Source organism: Aliicoccus persicus (genome assembly GCF_900110815.1).
Lineage (GTDB): Bacteria > Bacillota > Bacilli > Staphylococcales > Salinicoccaceae > Aliicoccus > Aliicoccus persicus.
Genome location: NZ_FOIT01000003.1, coordinates 274,584 through 291,346 on the forward strand (window position 1 = coordinate 274,584; position 16,763 = coordinate 291,346).

A 16,763-nucleotide genomic window follows, 5' to 3' on the forward strand; every position below is an offset into this window, starting at 1 on the left:
GGGAATATTGATTATGAAAAAGATTGAATTGAAAGTGACATTATTAGAGCCAGTTTTAGATACACAAGGTGAGGCGTTAACACGTGCCGTACATAGTCTCGGACATACAGAAGTCGATAACATTGAAGTGGGTAAGGTTTTAAACTTCACGATTGACGAAACAGATGAAGCGAAAATCGAAGAGACAGTGAAATCTTTAAGTGAAAAATTATTTACGAATGTAAATATTGAAACGTATACGTACCGTGTATTGGAGGAAAAATAATGAAAGTTGCAGTCATTCAATTTCCAGGATCGAGCAGTGATGTATTAAATGCAGCAAGACTCGCTGGCATTGACGCAGCACATGTCGACTACCGCGAGACGTCACTCGACACTTACGACGGGGTTTTAATCCCGAGTGGTGCAAGCTTCGGCAACTACTTACGCCCGGGTGCGATCGCAGCTGTCGCTCCGATCGTTCCAGCGATCAAACAAGCCGCAGCGGACAACAAGCCGGTTGTCGGTATTCAAAACGGTTTCCAAATCTTAACTGAAATCGGTCTGTTACCAGGCAGCCTCGCACAAAACAAAAACGTGAAGTTTATTAATAGAAATGAATCAATCACAGTTTCAAACAGCAACTCACCATTCACACAACAACTCAATCAAACAGTCGCATTCCCAATCGCACATGCTGTGGGTCAATATATGGCATCTGAAGAAACATTAAATCAGCTCGAAGAAAACAATCAAATCATCTTCACTTACACCAATAACCCGAACGGTTCGGCACTTGATATTGCTGGTATCACGAACGAAGCGGGCAATGTGCTTGGTTTGATGCCACATCCTGAACGTGCCACAGATAAAATTCTCGGTTCAGACGACGGATTACAACTATTTAAAAATATTGCGAATTGGGGGCAACAGTAATGATGCGTTTAACAGAGGCAACACCACAGGAAATTAAAGAACAAAAAATGTATCTTGATATGGGCTTAACAGAGTCTGAATACGAACAAGTTCAACAAATTTTAGGACGCGATCCGAACTGGACGGAGACGGGGATCTTTTCTGTTATGTGGAGTGAACACTGTTCATATAAACATTCAAAACCATTCTTAAAGCAGTTCCCAACAGATGGCGAGCAAGTGTTGATGGGACCTGGTGAAGGGGCGGGTGTGGTAGACATCGGCGATAACCAAGCGGTCGTGTTTAAAATTGAATCGCATAATCACCCGTCAGCTGTTGAGCCATATGAAGGTGCAGCAACGGGCGTCGGCGGTGTGATTCGTGACATCATGTCGATTGGTGCGCGTCCGATCGGTGTATTAAATTCACTCCGTTTCGGTGAACTCGACAATCCAAATAATCAACATCTGTTAAAAGGTGTTGTGTCTGGTCTTGCTGGCTACGGTAATACTATTGGCGCAGCAGCTGTCTCTGGCGAAGTAGAATTTGATCCATCATATAATGGAAATCCACTTGTAAACGCAATGTGTGTCGGACTGATGACACACGATAAAATGCAAAAAGGGACGGCAAAAGGTGTCGGTAACAAAGTGATTTACCTCGGTTTAAAAACAGGACGTGATGGTATCCATGCTGCGACGTTTGCATCAGAAGGATTCTCAGAAGATTCAGAGTCGAAGCGTCCGACTGTACAAATGGGTGATCCATTCACAGGTAAGAAGTTGATGGAAGCGACGCTTTGGGCAATCGATCAACCAGAACTTGTTGGTATTCAAGACATGGGTGCAGCAGGACTGACATCAAGCAGTTCTGAGATGGCAGCTAAAGGCGAGAGTGGGATTGTTCTAAACTTAGAAAAAGTACCGGTACGAGAAGCAGGTATCTCACCATATGAAATGATGTTATCTGAAACACAAGAGCGTATGTTACTCGTCGTTGAAGACGGTACAGAACAGAAGTTTTTAGATGCATTCAAACGCTTTGAACTCGATGCTGCAGTCATCGGCGAAGTGACAGAAGGGGATACGTACTTGATCAAGTATGAGGATGAGGTCTATGCTGAGATTCCTGTTGAATCTTTATCGGAAGCACCGGTATACGTGTTAGAAGGTACTGAAATTGAAATGGTTGAACACACATACGACTACAACAACGAAGACTTAAATGCAGTATTTGAACAGTTACTGAACCACCCCACACTCGGTGACAAATCATCAATCTATCAGCAACTCGATAGTCAAGCCGGTGCGAATACAGTACAAAAATCTGGATTCGGTCCTGGTGTCGTACGCGTTGAAGGTACAAACAAAGCGGTTGCGATGGCAGTTGATGGTAAGAGCCGATACGTTTATGCGGATCCTTACAACGGTGGTAAAGAAGTTATCGCTGCAACATTCCGTACGATTATTTCAACGGGTGCATTACCACTCGCTATGACAGACTGCCTAAACTACGGCAGCCCTGAAAAAGGTGAAGTGTATACGCAACTCGAACTGTCAACACGCGGTATGGCAGAGGCGAGCCGTGTATTAAATACACCGGTTGTTTCAGGTAACGTGTCGCTGTATAACGAGACTGAAACGTCATCGATTTTACCGACGCCAACAATCGGCATGGTGGGATTAATCGAAGATGTAAATACATTGGCAGATCGTGACATTAAACCTGGCGATGCCGTATACATCATCGGTGAGACAGGAATGGACTTTGCCGGCTCACAAATCGAAAAATTAATCGATAAAGAGATCAAACACACAACGCGCCATATCGACCTTGATGTAGAATTCGCACGTGGCATGGATTTAAGAGAACGATTCATCAACCGTGAAATTACAATGCTCTCACCAATCGGTCGTGGTGGTATCGCAATTAAGCTTGCGCAACTTGCAAGCCAGCATAACATCGGGATAGAAGCGACATTTGATTTCGATGGTCAGCTATTATTTAGTGAAACATCGTCACGCTACATCGTCATCGCACCAAAAGGTTTAGACATTAAAGATGCAGTAGAAGTGGGCGAGTTAACAGCAGATACTTTTAAGTTAACGACGAATACGGTAACGATAGAACAAACAGTCAAAGCGACACAAGCGCTTTGGGAAGGAGCTATTCCACAATGGATGACATCCGCGGAATAAATGAAGAATGTGGTGTCTTCGGTATATGGGGACATGAGCGAGCAAGTGAATTAACTTATATCGCTCTACATTCAATGCAACATCGTGGACAAGAAGGTGCAGGTATCGTGTGCTCAAACAATGATTATTTGTTTGGGGCACGCGGTACGGGCCTGCTGACGAACGCATTGTCAAATGAACAATTACTATCGTTAAAAGGATTCCCACATGCAATTGGACATGTCCGATATGCAGCAAAAGGGAGCAGTGAACTTTCTAACGTCCAACCGTTTCTATTTAAATCATCTCGCGGGGATTTAGGTATTTGTCACAACGGGAACTTAGTCAACGCACTGAACGTCCGTGCAGCATTGGAAGACGATGGTGCAATATTCCAAACGACGAGTGATGCTGAAATATTGGCACACTTAATTCGTCGAAGTAAACAAAGCACACATAAAGAACGCGTAAAATCAGCACTTAAACAAGTGAAGGGCGCGTTCTCTTATTTAGTGATGCAAGAACACGCACTGACAGTCGCGATGGATGACCATGGTGTGCGTCCGCTCATGCTCGGCGAGCTCGATGGATGTTACTGTGTTGCAAGTGAAACATGTGCATTCGATGCAATCGGTGCAAACTACATTAGAGACGTTGAACCAGGTGAACTCATTACGATCAATGACGATGGTATTGAGTTTGATCGCTATTCTGATATCGATAATCCGAATATGTGTTCAATGGAATACATCTACTTTGCACGCGCGGATTCTAACTTCCGTGGACACTCAACATACCGCATTAGAAAGGCACTCGGTCGTAAGCTCGCAGAATCGCTTGGCCACATCGAAGCGGATATCGTCATCGGTGTACCAGATTCATCACTTGCTGCAGCAAACGGTGTTGCAGAAGTACTTCATATCCCTCAAGAACAAGGATTGATTAAAAATCGCTATGTCGGTCGTACGTTTATCGATAAAGGGCAAGAGGCACGCGAGCGTAAAGTGCGCATGAAACTTTCAACGGTGAAAGATATTGTCGAAGGCAAGCGCGTCATCGTCATCGATGATTCAATCGTGCGCGGCACGACGAGTAAATATATTGTGAAAGCATTGAGAGATGCCGGCGCACTCGAAGTGCATATGGGTGTCGCATCACCCCCGCTGATTCATCCGTGTTTCTACGGTGTAGACGTATCGACACATGCTGAGATCATTGCATCACAAAAAAGTATTTCAGAAATTTGTGAAGAGATCGGTGCGGATACGCTGACATATATGGAAGTGGAAGATATGCATGATGTGTACCGTTCATTTGGTTCACGTGGAGAATGTGCGGCATGCTTTACAGGTAACTATCCAATCGAAATTATTGATAACTTATTACCTCAACAAAAAGATCTGAAAACGAAAGGCGTGTAACGAATGAGTGAACAATACAAACAGGCGGGCGTCGATATCGAGGCGGGTTATGAAGCGGTCGAACGCATGAAGTCGCATGTACAAAAAACGATGCGTAAAGAAGTGATGAACCCACTCGGTGGTTTTGGTGGCGCATTTGACTTATCACAGCTCAATATGAAAGCACCTGTACTCGTGTCTGGTACAGATGGTGTCGGAACGAAATTAAAGCTAGCGATCGACGCAAACATCCATGGCACGATTGGTGTCGATGCAGTTGCGATGTGTGTTAACGACATCATTACAACTGGTGCTGAGCCACTATATTTTCTTGACTACTTAGCACTGAACAAAGTCGTGCCAGAACATGTGGAACAGATCGTGAAAGGTGTTGCGGACGGTTGTGTACAGTCAGAATGTGCACTCATCGGTGGCGAGACAGCTGAGATGGGTGAGATGTACGGTGAGAACGAATATGATATTGCTGGGTTTGCTGTCGGTGCAGTTGAAAAGGATCAATACATAGATGGTCGCGCAACAGAAGCGGGCGACGTCATCATCGGTCTCCATTCAAGTGGTGTGCATTCAAACGGTTATTCACTCGTGCGCAAAATTTTAAACGATAACAACACAGACTTAAATGAACGACTAGAAGATAAAACGCTCATTGAACATTTACTAGAGCCGACTAAAATATATGTCAGAGCCATCAAAGCATTAAAAGAAGAAGTGAGTATAAAAGCGATGAGTCATATTACTGGCGGTGGATTTTATGAGAATATCCCAAGAGCCATACCTGAACACTTCGGTGTTAAACTCGATGTCTCAAATGTACGCATTCCAAAAATTATCAATTGGTTAATAAACATAGGAGAAATTGATAAAAAAGAAGCGTATAATGTATTTAACATGGGTATCGGTTTCATCGTCGTCGTGTCATCAAACAATCAAGAGACTGCAATCGATGCCTTAAAATTAGCAGGGGAGGACCCTGTCGTTATTGGAACAGTAACGGACACTAAAGGAGTCGAAATTAATGGCATCTAAAGAACGGCCGGCAAAAGTATTGGTTTTCGCGAGTGGACGAGGGTCGAATTTCGTCAACCTCGTTAAACAGAGCAAGAAGTTCAACTATCGAGTCATTGCACTGATCGTCGATAATCCAGAAGCACCTGCCATCGAAGCCGCAAAAAAATTAGATATACCGTACTATGTCGTCATGCGTCAAATGGATGAAACGAAAGCACGTAATGAAGAGAAGATTAAAAGTTATCTTGAAACAATTCCGTTTGATTACATTGCACTCGCAGGATACATGCGTATTCTAACTTCAGAATTCGTCAAGCGCTATAACAAGCGCGTGATCAACATCCACCCTTCACTCTTGCCAGCATTCAAAGGACCAAGCGCAATCGAAGATGCGTTTAACTATGGCGTCAGAGTAAGTGGTGTGACGATTCACTATATCGATGAAGGTATTGATACGGGTGAAATTATTGAACAGGAAATTGTCTATGTCGATGATGATGAAACATTAGAATCATTTAAGCGAAAAATTCATGAATTAGAACATGAACTTTATCCGAAAGTCATCCATCGATTAATCCAAAAAAGGAGGTAAATCTTATGAAGAAAGCATTGATTAGTGTATCCGACAAACGTGGGCTTGAGTCGTTTGTCCAAGGACTTGTGGATAATGATTATACGCTCTACTCAACAGGCGGCACGAAAAAAGCGATTGAATCATTTGGTATTCCAGTAAAAAGCGTCACTGAACTGACAAACTATCCTGAAATATTAGATGGTCGTGTGAAGACACTCCATCCACATATTCATGCCGGCTTACTGGCTGATCGTGACAAACAAGAACATTTAGATACGTTAAAAGAACAAGATATTGAACTCATTGACCTCGTAGTCGTCAATTTGTATCCGTTTAAAGAGACGGTTAAGCAAGCGGGAATCAGTGAACTCGATGCGATTGAAAACATCGATATCGGTGGACCGACGATGTTGCGTGCAGCGGCAAAGAATTTCCGTTCAGTCGTTGCAATCGTCCATCCAGAAGATTACAAAGAAGTATTAACGCGCATTAAAGATGATGACCTATCACTCGCATTCCGTAGAGAACTGATGGTCAAAGTATTTGCACATACGAATGACTATGACCAAGCAATCGTGAACTATTTCTCTCAAAACGAAGAGCAGCTGCGCTACGGGGAAAACCCACATCAATCGGCACGACTCATCCGTACGTCATTTGCACCGAACCAAATACTAAATGCAAAAATTCTACACGGGAAAGCACTGTCATATAACAATTACAGAGATGCAGAAGCGGCGTATAGTTTAGCGAAGAAATTTACAGGACCTGCAGCTGTTGCAGTGAAACATATGAACCCATGTGGCGTCGGTGTTGGAGAATATATTTCAGAAGCGTTCCAAAACTGTTTAGATGCAGATCCACAATCGATCTTCGGTGGTATCGTTGCACTCAATGAACCGGTTACAAAACGAGCGGCAGAGAAAATCAATGAAATCTTCATCGAAGTCGTGATTGCCCCAGGATTTGATGATGATGCACTTGAAGTGTTAAAAGAAAAGAAAAATATCCGATTGCTTGAACTCGACTTCACAGAAGATGAAGTGGCAGAGGAGTTTGTCAGCGTATCCGGTGGTTACTTAGTACAGTCATCAGATACAGGTAGTTTAGATGTGTCGACGATTGAAGTCGTCACAGAAAGAAAACCATCACGTGAACAATTAAAAGCGATGGCACTTGCCTGGGAAGTTGCAAAACATGTGAAGAGCAACGCAATTGTACTTGCAAACGATAAGCAAACAGTCGGAATCGGTGCGGGTCAGATGAACCGTGTCGGCGCATTGAAAATTGCGATCGAACGTGCAATTGAAATGAATGACTCAATCGTCATGGCGAGTGATGGATTCTTCCCTATGCCGGACTCAATCGAAGTCGCGCATGCGCATGGTATTAAAGCAATCATCCAGCCGGGTGGGTCAAAGCGTGACCAAGATGTCATTGATAAGTGTAATGAATATGGTATCTCAATGGTGTTCACCGGCATGAGACACTTCAAACATTAATAGGAGGCAAATACATGAATTTAGCAGTCATTGGCAGTGGCGGTCGTGAACATGCACTCGTAAAAAAACTTGCAGACTCAAGTAAAGTGAGTCAAGTATATGCCTTGCCAGGTAACATTGGTACGAAAGAAATAGCAATCAACATCGATGTAAACATCAGTGATTTTGATGCCGTTTTAGATGTTTGTAAAACGAATAAAATTGAATGGGTTATCGTCGGACCGGAAGATCCATTAGCGAATGGAATCGCAGATTTTCTTACGCAGCACGACATCAAAGTGTTTGGCCCAAAACAAAAAGAAGCGCAGATGGAATCATCAAAAGATTTCACGAAACAATTGATGCAAAAATATAATATCCCAACTGCAACATTCCGCACGTTCACTGAAAAAGATGATGCAAAAGCGTATATCATGTCACAAGGTGCGCCAATCGTCTTAAAACAAGACGGGTTAGCAGCTGGGAAAGGTGTCATCGTTGCACAAACGCTCGACGAAGCGCTCACAGGACTAGATGCTTTAAAACCATCACTAAACAACCCATTAGTTATCGAAGACTTTCTAACAGGCGAAGAATTCTCACTGATGATTCTTGTCAATGGAGAATACTTCCATGCGTTCGAAATGATCGCACAAGATCATAAGCGTGCCTTCGACGGCGACACAGGACCGAATACAGGTGGTATGGGTGTGTACGCGCCCGTATCCCATATATCAGAACACACAAGGAAAAAAGCAATCGATACAATCGTTGAACCTGTTACACAAGCGATGGTGCAAGAAGGTCTTGACTATTTCGGTGTCCTATACCTCGGAGCAATCGTCAATGATGCAGGCGATGTGAACGTCATCGAGTTCAATGCACGTTTCGGTGATCCAGAAGCGCAAATTTTACTTGAAATGATGGATTCAGATCTGTTTGAACTGATTGAAAAAACATACAACAAAGAACCGTTCAAGATCGATTGGAAAGACGGCTACCAAGTCGGCGTCATGCTGGCAAGCCAAGGCTACCCAGGTAGTTATAAAATAGGTAAACCCGTCGATTACAGTGTTGTCCAAGCAGACAGTTTTGTCAGTGGACTCACAGAAATCGAAGACAAAACAGTCACAAGTGGTGGACGTGTGCTGTTAGTGACAGCCCATGGTGAAGACATGAAAACAGCGCAAGAAAAAGCGTACAACAATGTCAACAAAGTAAAATTTAATGGCAGTGATTTGTTCTATAGAAAAGATATAGGGAATAGGGCGTTGAAAAAGTAGTTATTTTGTTATTTTGAAGTATATAATAGATGTTCATTAGATGAAAAAGGAGAGAGTTAGGATGTATAAATTAAAGAAATATAACAAAAAGTTAGTGAGTAAATCTAGTCTTATTTCTCTTGTACAACAAGATGACTTAACTCATTTTCAGAAACTATTTAGTGAATACGATGGTGGTAAACCAGTTCTTGATCTGATTTGGGAAGAAACTGAGCCAGTTGGAAAAGAAAAATAGTGTAAAAACATCGATAACAATTCAAATTTGATTTACTAATAATCCCTCAATCAGAGTTGATTCTGAAAGAGGGGTATTTTTTTAATGGTGATCTATTGTACGGTACTGAATAAATCTAGCAATCCGTTCTACGATATCCTCTGGAAGATTTAGTATTTGATAAATAGATTTCTGATTAATTAGCTGTGTTGGAGAATATGTATCTTTGTTTACAAAATGGATGATTACAAAAATGAACTCATCTAAAAACCTATAAATTAAGTTAACATCTTGTGTATACATTAAGATGAGGTTAATAGCAGCTAACAAATCTTGTAGACCTCTATTATTATCCAAGTCATCTTGCTTTAATAATATAGAACCAAAAAAGTGTTTAGACGAAGTTGATTCAAGGTGGTTAATTATCTTTTCTTTAAAATCTCTCTTACCATGAGCTGCAAAATTTCTATATTCTCTTAGAAAGTGAAAAGAATGATGAAAATATCTTTCATGATGATTCTCATAAAGATTACTTCTAGAAAAATAATCTTTAAATAATTCTTCTTTTAAATGTTTGGGTAGTATATTAGACCAAGAAATCACTGTAAAAAACGACACATCTTGAACAATAATCCAAGGCGGAATATTTTTCTTTTTTTCTTTAAAGTAATGAGTAACAGAGTTTTCTTTACAATTTTCAATAACTTTGTGAATTTCATTTAAAGTAGATCCCCGAAAGCCTTTATAATTACAATAATTGTTCCTATCTAAATATTCATCATGGTAAACTCCGAACTCTCTAGCGATAATATGAGATAAACGTGAACGTAATGACTTCTCAATGTATAAGATATACTTAAAAATTAATGAAGAGATATCAGAGTACAAATAGTAAATGGTTGTAAAATCATTAAATGTTGTGTTGTCAATCATCGTATCTGATTTATCAGTTTCTAAAAAATGTTGTTTAAATCCGTTTATTAGTGAGTAGTAAGAATGATTCTTAAGAGCAAATATAGCATGATACTCATCGTCTACAATTATATTTTTTTCTTTGATTTTTTCAACTAACTTGTGATACTCATGAAATGGTACTTCTTCTAATTCAGACATAAAAAAACGGAGCCTCCTAAATTTAAATAAGAGGCTCCGTACCAGCTTCTCGCCAGCATTTCAGTTACTCTTATTATAACAGTATTTAAATATTTTGCAACATTTAGTTTGAAATATATTCTAAACTATCTCCAACCATTACTTGAGTATCTGTGTATATTGAATTTAAATCGAGGATATCTTCTTTTACAATATTTAATTTATCTTGTTCAGTTCCAGAAATAGTATCCAGGCTATTTAATAATGCTCTACTGCTTGCTAAAGTAGATTCTACGGCGAGGCTCTTATAGTAAGTAGGCGTTTCACAATACGAAAATCTATCTTCAGTTTTTTTAACTATTAACTTTCCTTTATATCCTTCGAATTTTCCTAGAATTGAATCAGTGTCAGGGTCTTTTATAATTCTGCCTTCAGTATCAATGATATAGAATGTCTGTCCAATTTGAATGCCGTCTAAGCTACCAGCGTTAATAATCACTTCTGTTTCACTTAAGATAGCAGCGATTTTAACTTTTTTACTGAATTTCATTTATGAAGTACCTCTCTCTTCAATCAATCTTAAGTATTTTATAAATTATACCATTTTAAAAAAATCTTTTACACAGAAATTACTCTGTAAAAATTTAATATTTTATCTGTACTAAGGTGTTTTTAAAGAGATAAGTTTTAATTTTGTTTGCATCATTTTTACATACCATTTTCTTTGTTATACTATAAAAAAAATAGGCAAGTCTAAGTCAGGAGCATGTCGATGAAACGTTTAGATATATTGTTCATTGCACTCACTTTGTTCATCATCATCGTCGCCATCGACAGTGCGAGCTTAAATCGCAGTACATCTATAGAAAAAGCCGATGTCATCGTCTTACTAGGTGGTGGTGACGAAGGTCGTGTGCGTCATGCCGGAGAACTGTATACGGACGGTTATGCGGACTATGTATTCATCACTTCAGCGCATGCCTCTGAAGTGGATTATCAACATCTCAACGCTGAAGAATATGGAATTCCTGATGAAGCAATCATCTATGACATCGATGCAAATTCAACATATGAAGATGCAACACTTACATTCAATCTAATGGAAGAAGAGGGATTTGAATCTGCGATCATCGTCACGAGTGATTACCATATTAAACGAGCGCGCATGATTTTTGATCGCGTCAACCCGAATGACTATACACTTTACTTTTCAGGTGCGCAAAGTGAAGACGGAGAATGGTGGTATGAATCCGATCGCTGGCACATTTTATGGTTGAGTGAGTTTATAAAATATTGGGGCTATGAGCTTCATATGTACAATTATTTTTAAAAACACGAATAAACAATAAAATATTAAAATTTTATTAAAATCTTATATTACAGATATAGTATAATAGAGCGACACGATTCTTCCTCAAAAGGGGTGACATGCATGGGTTATATATATGCCGTTTGTTCATTTATTGCTTTTAAATTTAATCAATATGTTATCGCGCGTAAAATTTTAGTATTCGGCTTGACGAAAGAATTTAATGAGAAAGAACCAGCATTAAGTTTATATTTGCGTACAGATAACCATGTAGGACTCATAGAATTGCTAGATAACATCCATCTTAATGAGAATTACATCGATTTGTTAAAAGCAATTGTTTATAGACATGAGAAAAACTATTTAAAAGCATATCAACTGATAAAAGATTCAGAGCATCCAGGCACACACTTTTTAAAAGTCCGTTTGCTTTATGAGTTAAAAGATATGTACAACTTAATCAAGCTTTCTAAATCAAACGTCGATGTGTTGTTGCACCTTACAGATCAGCAACAACAAACATTGCTGCGCTACCTTGTTGCGCGTAATCTATTTGATGAAGCGGAATATATCATCCACTCAACAGAAGTCATCAATGAAGATTTAAGTCAAACATTTGAAGATGCGAAGGGTGATGTATATTATCGTTATTCGTGGACATCGTACCGTGCCAATATACTCGGTGTGAATCATGATATGCTCACTGTCAATGAATTGTATGAGCGTATCTCTAAACAAAACAAACAGATGCAAAACTTAGGTTTTGTTTTATTTGTGAATGAATACTATCTGAACAAAGAATATGTCCCGTTTATAAATGCGCATATCGTTCCTCATATTAACGCTATGCCAGAATCACTCCATTACATAAATCCAAGTGCAATCTATGCACTTAATTTCAAGTTTGACGATGACACAGAAGAAGTGATTCAGATTCAAAGTCTATTAAATCAAATTCAACAAGGGTTGGATGCTGAACGACTGTTAAAAGAGTTAAAAGGATTACTTGAAACAACTTTATTAACCCATCAGCATGTCTTTACGTTTAGACGTATCCTTTTAGAAAATAAATTTGATATTACGAAAGGTTACTTCGTCGATCTACTTGAAAGTAATCGCAAGATGGAATCTGTCTTCCACTATGCACCGCTATTTTCGGATAAGAATATTCAAAAGAATATCGATCAGGTTGTTGATGAAGTCTATCCACCACGTACGAAAAAAAGAATCTATAACGTCGTGACGAAACAACTGGTAAACTCTGATAGCTTCTTCACGTTACCAAAGTATTACCTTGAACATCTAGAAGAGAACAACTCGAGAGTAGAGCAATCGGTTGTATTATTTAAGCATTATTATAATATCGGTAAAGAAGATGACTTACGATTCTACATCATCGACAAACCGGTAGATAAGCGTGTCAAAGTACATATTAGAATTTCACAATATTTGTTTAAACAAAAGCGTTACGATGAAGCATTGCATGAGATTGAAGCGGGGTATTTAGCAAATAATAAGCATGTGGATGTTCTAAGAGGTTTAATCCGTACGCATCATGTACTCGGCAACGTTGATAAGCGTTTTGAGTTTGTTCAAGCGCTCAGAAAAATCAATAAGAGTCGTCTGTTTAAAAATGAGTATGAACTTGCTAAACAGGAAATGGAACTCTTCCACACGAAATGGGAGTTACCATCATCATTTCCATTAGCTACTGACTTTATGTCACGAGATAAGAAAATTTTATTCGTATTAAACAAAGCATTACCAGCTGTCAATGGGTATACGATACGTTCGAATGAAATGATGAAACACGTTGTCAGTGAGGGGTATAAGGTCGCTGCAACGACACGTTTAGGGTGGGCACCGGAACATGAGGGATATGAAACACCAGATACGAGCAACGATGAGATACGCACCCACTACTTAGATCAGTCATCTGTATACTTAACAAACCAAACACCAGTCATCGATTATTTCAATGCGTATGCACAAGCTTTAGATCAAGCGATTCAAATTGAAAGACCATCTGTGATACATGCAGCGTCTAACTTCCAAAATGCACTGCCAGCACTCCAATTAGGCCGTGCGTACAATATTCAAACTGTATATGAAGTTCGCGGGATGTGGCACCATACACAAAGTTCTAAAAGCAAAGGGTTCATGAATTCGGATCGTTTTAAATTACATGAAGCGTATGAACTATATTGCTGTGAAATCGCTGATCGTGTTATTTGTATCAGTGAGTCGTTGAAAGAGTATCTAATTGAAAAAGGTGTCGATGATTCTAAAATTACAGTCGTTCCTAATGGTGTGGATACGACAAGTATCCAACCGTCAGAACCGGATCAAGAAATTATCGAAAAGTATGATTTAGAAGATACAAAAGTTATAGGGTTCGTTGGTTCAATTACATCGTATGAAGGACTGCATTTAGTCATAGAGGCGTTAAAGCAACTCAATGATGATGTATCAGTAACAGAACACTTTAAATTCCTAGTCGTCGGAGATGGACCGTATCGTGGACAATTGGAAACCTATGCCGAGTATTTAGATGTTTCCCACGATGTTATACTCACGGGTAAAGTACCGCATGAAGAAGTATCGAAGTATTATTCAGTCATCGATATTGCACCATTCCCACGATTGAATGAACTCGTGTGCCAACTTGTGACACCAATCAAAACGTATGAAGCGATGAGCATGGCGAAATCAGTCATTGTGAGTGATGTTGGTGCGCTTAAAGAGATGGTTATTGATCGTAAGAATGGCGTTTACTTTGAAGCGGAGAATGTCGATGCGTTGGTTAAAGCAATTAAAGAAGTCATCCATTTAGATAATCTAGGTAACAATGCAAGAGAATGGGTAATAGACAATCGTGACTGGACGACATTGACGAATGATATTGTATTACAGTATAGTAAAGAATCGGTCTCTTAGAACACAACTTCAAATAGGAGTTGTGTTGTTTTCTGTTATTAATACTATAATACGTAAAAATCAGATATAATAAGTAATGAAAAAATAGAAAGCTAAGGAATTTTGAGATGAGCCTATTTAGAATGTTCTTAAAAGAACAAAGAGAGAATTTGGGATTGATTTGGAAATTAAATATATATGATTATAAGACGATGTACTCAAGGCAGTACTTGGGTCCGATTTGGATCATTTTGATGCCTGTAATGTCTGCTTTAGTGCTTTGGCTTGTATTCGGACTTGGAATTCGTGGTGTACGTGAGCCGGTACAAGATATTCCATTTATTATGCATCTGTTAACAGGTATATTTTCATTTGGTTTTATATCATCAAGTATTACTGGTGGAGCCAGCGCAATATTAGACAAGCAAAATCTAATGACTAAAATGAAATTCCCAGCAAGTGTACTCATTTCTATTAAATCATTAGGGAACATAATGAATGTCACAATAGTTACTTCTATAATACTCATAGTTAGTATTTGGAATGGGTACACGGATCCAATCACATACATTGGATTTTTCTATTTTCTATTTGCAACTGTCTGTTTCACTTATGCTATTGCTTTAACTCTCTCGGCTACAGTTGTTGTTGTTAGGGATGTAAAAAATATATTGGGAGCATTTATTAGATTAGCTTTTTTTATGTCTCCTGTAATCTGGTCACTTGAAAGTGCAAATCCATTGATGCAAGTAATCACTGCCTATAACCCGTTTGCCTATTTGATTATGACGTATAGATATACATTTTTGTATGAGGATTTATATATATATGGAGGAGCTACACAACATATCTATTTTTGGACATTAACAATATTTCTGTTCTATATTGGACTTCATGTTCATTATAGATTTAGAAATCGCTTTGTTGATTATATGAGATAAGGAGGTACATATGATGACTTATAAAGTTGTCTTTGAAAATGTAACTAAAGCATTTGAAGTAAAAAACAGTAACTTTAGTAAATTAAAGTCACTGTTTTATAGAAGTAAACGTGAAAGAGAAAATGCTAAGTCATTTTATGCCCTGAATAATATTTCATTTGTCGTCGAAGAAGGTGACTCAGTTGGTATTTTTGGGTTGAATGGTTCTGGTAAATCTACATTGCTGGACCTAATTGGTGGTGTGACGCAGCCAACAAAAGGGAAAATAACTGTCAACGGTACAATATCATATGTTGCTATAAGTGCTGGATTGGAAAATGATTTAACAGGTCTTGAGAATATTCGTTATAAATGTCTCATGCATGGACTTAACAATAGAGAAATCGATGAGTTATTTGATTCTATTGTTGAATATAGTGAACTAGGTGAGTTTATTAATCAGCCCCTACGAGTATACTCTAGCGGTATGCGTTCTAAATTAGGGTTTGCCATAGCGATTCACATGGATCCTGACATACTTATTATTGATGAGGCATTGTCTGTTGGAGATAAGACATTTGCCAATAAGTGTTTAGAATCTATTAAAGGATTCCAAGAAAGAGGGAAGACATTATTTTTCGTTTCTCACTCTACTGGAACAACAGCAAAAATGTGTAATAAGGCGATATGGCTACATTTTGGAGAAATGAAATCGGAAGGTACAATTGAAGAGATAATTCATGAGTATGAAAGTTTTGTTGAAGGATTTAATCAGCTAACAAAAGAAGAACAAGTACAGTTTAAAGATAAAATGATGGCATCTCAAACAAAACCGTTATTGAAAATGCCAAAGTTAGAGGCTGTCAGCAGAAGAACATTATTAAATGCAACCATTCTGTACATTATCTTTATGCTTGCAACACTGTATCATACATGGGTTGTCATATAATAAAAACAGTTGTGTAATTATGAACTGTAACCTATAAAATAGACAATTTAATAAAAGCGTTAGTGGAATTGTCAAGAAAAACTAGACACAAGGTTAAGAGAATTTTGTTAGCTAATCCTTATCATTTAGAGACTCAAACTCTTTAGGGGACAGGAACCCAAGAGCAGAGTGTAGTCTTTTAGTATTGTAGTATGTTTCGATGTATTTAAATATTTCTAATTGAGCTTGTTCTATTGATGAGAAGTTGGCATCATGAACAAGCTCTCTTTTTATAGTTTTATAAAAGGATTCCATCAATGCATTATCATAAGGATTACCTTTACGACTCATACTAGCTTTAAAATTATATTGGCGTAGTAAAGTTTGAAATCGACTACCTGTGTATTGTGATCCCTGATCCGTATGAATAATTAAGCCTGGGGCTGGTTGTTCCTTGCCAACAGCCTGATTTAAAGCATCAATAACGAGCTGATCTTTCATACGTGTATCCATAGACCAACCCACAATTTTACGAGTAAATACATC

The 16,763-nt window shown here is 38.7% G+C and carries 16 protein-coding genes; 13 read left to right on the forward strand and 3 right to left on the reverse strand.

The window, feature by feature from the left end:
* The first annotated feature begins 13 nt into the window (after positions 1 to 13).
* The 9 genes from purS to BMW30_RS10595 all read left to right on the forward strand — a co-directional run bounded on the left by purS (position 14) and on the right by BMW30_RS10595 (position 9,073).
* The gene (gene purS / locus BMW30_RS06680) at positions 14 to 265 is read left to right on the forward strand and encodes a phosphoribosylformylglycinamidine synthase subunit PurS (protein ID WP_091475099.1); all 252 of its coding nucleotides are present in this window, start codon (positions 14 to 16) and stop codon (positions 263 to 265) included.
* A complete protein-coding gene (gene purQ, locus BMW30_RS06685; RefSeq protein WP_091475101.1) occupies positions 265 to 915 on the forward strand; it encodes a phosphoribosylformylglycinamidine synthase subunit PurQ in 651 nt (216 codons plus the stop codon). The genes purS and purQ overlap by 1 nt, the downstream gene beginning before the upstream one ends.
* A complete protein-coding gene (gene purL, locus BMW30_RS06690; protein ID WP_091475103.1) occupies positions 915 to 3,092 on the forward strand; it encodes a phosphoribosylformylglycinamidine synthase subunit PurL in 2,178 nt (725 codons plus the stop codon). Before purQ ends, purL begins: the two co-directional genes overlap by 1 nt.
* On the forward strand, positions 3,071 to 4,492 hold the full coding sequence (purF, locus tag BMW30_RS06695; protein ID WP_091475105.1) for an amidophosphoribosyltransferase: 1,422 nt from the start codon (positions 3,071 to 3,073) through the stop codon (positions 4,490 to 4,492). Before purL ends, purF begins: the two co-directional genes overlap by 22 nt.
* A 3-nt stretch (positions 4,493 to 4,495) precedes the next feature.
* Positions 4,496 to 5,518, forward strand: coding sequence for a phosphoribosylformylglycinamidine cyclo-ligase (purM, locus tag BMW30_RS06700; protein ID WP_091475107.1), 1,023 nt, complete (start codon positions 4,496 to 4,498; stop codon positions 5,516 to 5,518).
* Complete coding sequence (gene purN, locus BMW30_RS06705; protein ID WP_091475109.1) at positions 5,508 to 6,092, forward strand: phosphoribosylglycinamide formyltransferase; 585 nt, start codon at positions 5,508 to 5,510, stop codon at positions 6,090 to 6,092. Before purM ends, purN begins: the two co-directional genes overlap by 11 nt.
* Before the next feature lie 5 nt (positions 6,093 to 6,097).
* Entirely contained in the window at positions 6,098 to 7,576 is a 1,479-nt protein-coding gene (gene purH, locus BMW30_RS06710; RefSeq protein WP_091475111.1) for a bifunctional phosphoribosylaminoimidazolecarboxamide formyltransferase/IMP cyclohydrolase, read from the forward strand.
* Positions 7,577 to 7,590: 14 nt separating this feature from the next.
* Positions 7,591 to 8,838, forward strand: coding sequence for a phosphoribosylamine--glycine ligase (purD, locus tag BMW30_RS06715; protein WP_091475113.1), 1,248 nt, complete (start codon positions 7,591 to 7,593; stop codon positions 8,836 to 8,838).
* Positions 8,839 to 8,899: 61 nt separating this feature from the next.
* The gene (locus BMW30_RS10595; RefSeq protein WP_180366247.1) at positions 8,900 to 9,073 is read left to right on the forward strand and encodes a hypothetical protein; all 174 of its coding nucleotides are present in this window, start codon (positions 8,900 to 8,902) and stop codon (positions 9,071 to 9,073) included.
* Positions 9,074 to 9,154: 81 nt separating this feature from the next.
* Here the strand turns inward: BMW30_RS10595 and BMW30_RS06720 are convergent, their stop codons facing one another.
* Both BMW30_RS06720 and BMW30_RS06725 read right to left on the reverse strand, forming a co-directional pair.
* Positions 9,155 to 10,165 (reverse strand): Abi family protein, encoded by a 1,011-nt coding sequence (locus BMW30_RS06720; protein ID WP_091475114.1) that lies wholly within the window; start codon positions 10,163 to 10,165, stop codon positions 9,155 to 9,157.
* Positions 10,166 to 10,268: 103 nt separating this feature from the next.
* The gene (locus BMW30_RS06725) at positions 10,269 to 10,694 is read right to left on the reverse strand and encodes a hypothetical protein (protein WP_091475116.1); all 426 of its coding nucleotides are present in this window, start codon (positions 10,692 to 10,694) and stop codon (positions 10,269 to 10,271) included.
* A gap of 222 nt (positions 10,695 to 10,916) precedes the next feature.
* Here BMW30_RS06725 and BMW30_RS06730 point away from each other — a divergent pair, with 222 nt between their 5' ends.
* The 4 genes from BMW30_RS06730 to BMW30_RS06745 all read left to right on the forward strand — a co-directional run bounded on the left by BMW30_RS06730 (position 10,917) and on the right by BMW30_RS06745 (position 16,238).
* A complete protein-coding gene (locus tag BMW30_RS06730) occupies positions 10,917 to 11,474 on the forward strand; it encodes a YdcF family protein (protein WP_180366248.1) in 558 nt (185 codons plus the stop codon).
* Positions 11,475 to 11,576: 102 nt separating this feature from the next.
* The gene (locus BMW30_RS06735; protein WP_091475120.1) at positions 11,577 to 14,390 is read left to right on the forward strand and encodes a glycosyltransferase family 4 protein; all 2,814 of its coding nucleotides are present in this window, start codon (positions 11,577 to 11,579) and stop codon (positions 14,388 to 14,390) included.
* Positions 14,391 to 14,512: 122 nt separating this feature from the next.
* Positions 14,513 to 15,310, forward strand: a complete 798-nt coding sequence (locus tag BMW30_RS06740; RefSeq protein ID WP_180366249.1) for an ABC transporter permease — start codon at positions 14,513 to 14,515, stop codon at positions 15,308 to 15,310.
* A gap of 10 nt (positions 15,311 to 15,320) precedes the next feature.
* Positions 15,321 to 16,238, forward strand: coding sequence for an ABC transporter ATP-binding protein (locus BMW30_RS06745; protein WP_245705645.1), 918 nt, complete (start codon positions 15,321 to 15,323; stop codon positions 16,236 to 16,238).
* A 111-nt stretch (positions 16,239 to 16,349) separates the two neighbouring features.
* On the opposite strand, the gene BMW30_RS06750 is transcribed toward BMW30_RS06745, so the two are convergent.
* Positions 16,350 to 16,763, reverse strand: a 414-nt coding sequence (locus tag BMW30_RS06750; RefSeq protein ID WP_143249001.1) for an IS3 family transposase, incomplete at its 5' end; no start/stop codon positions are given.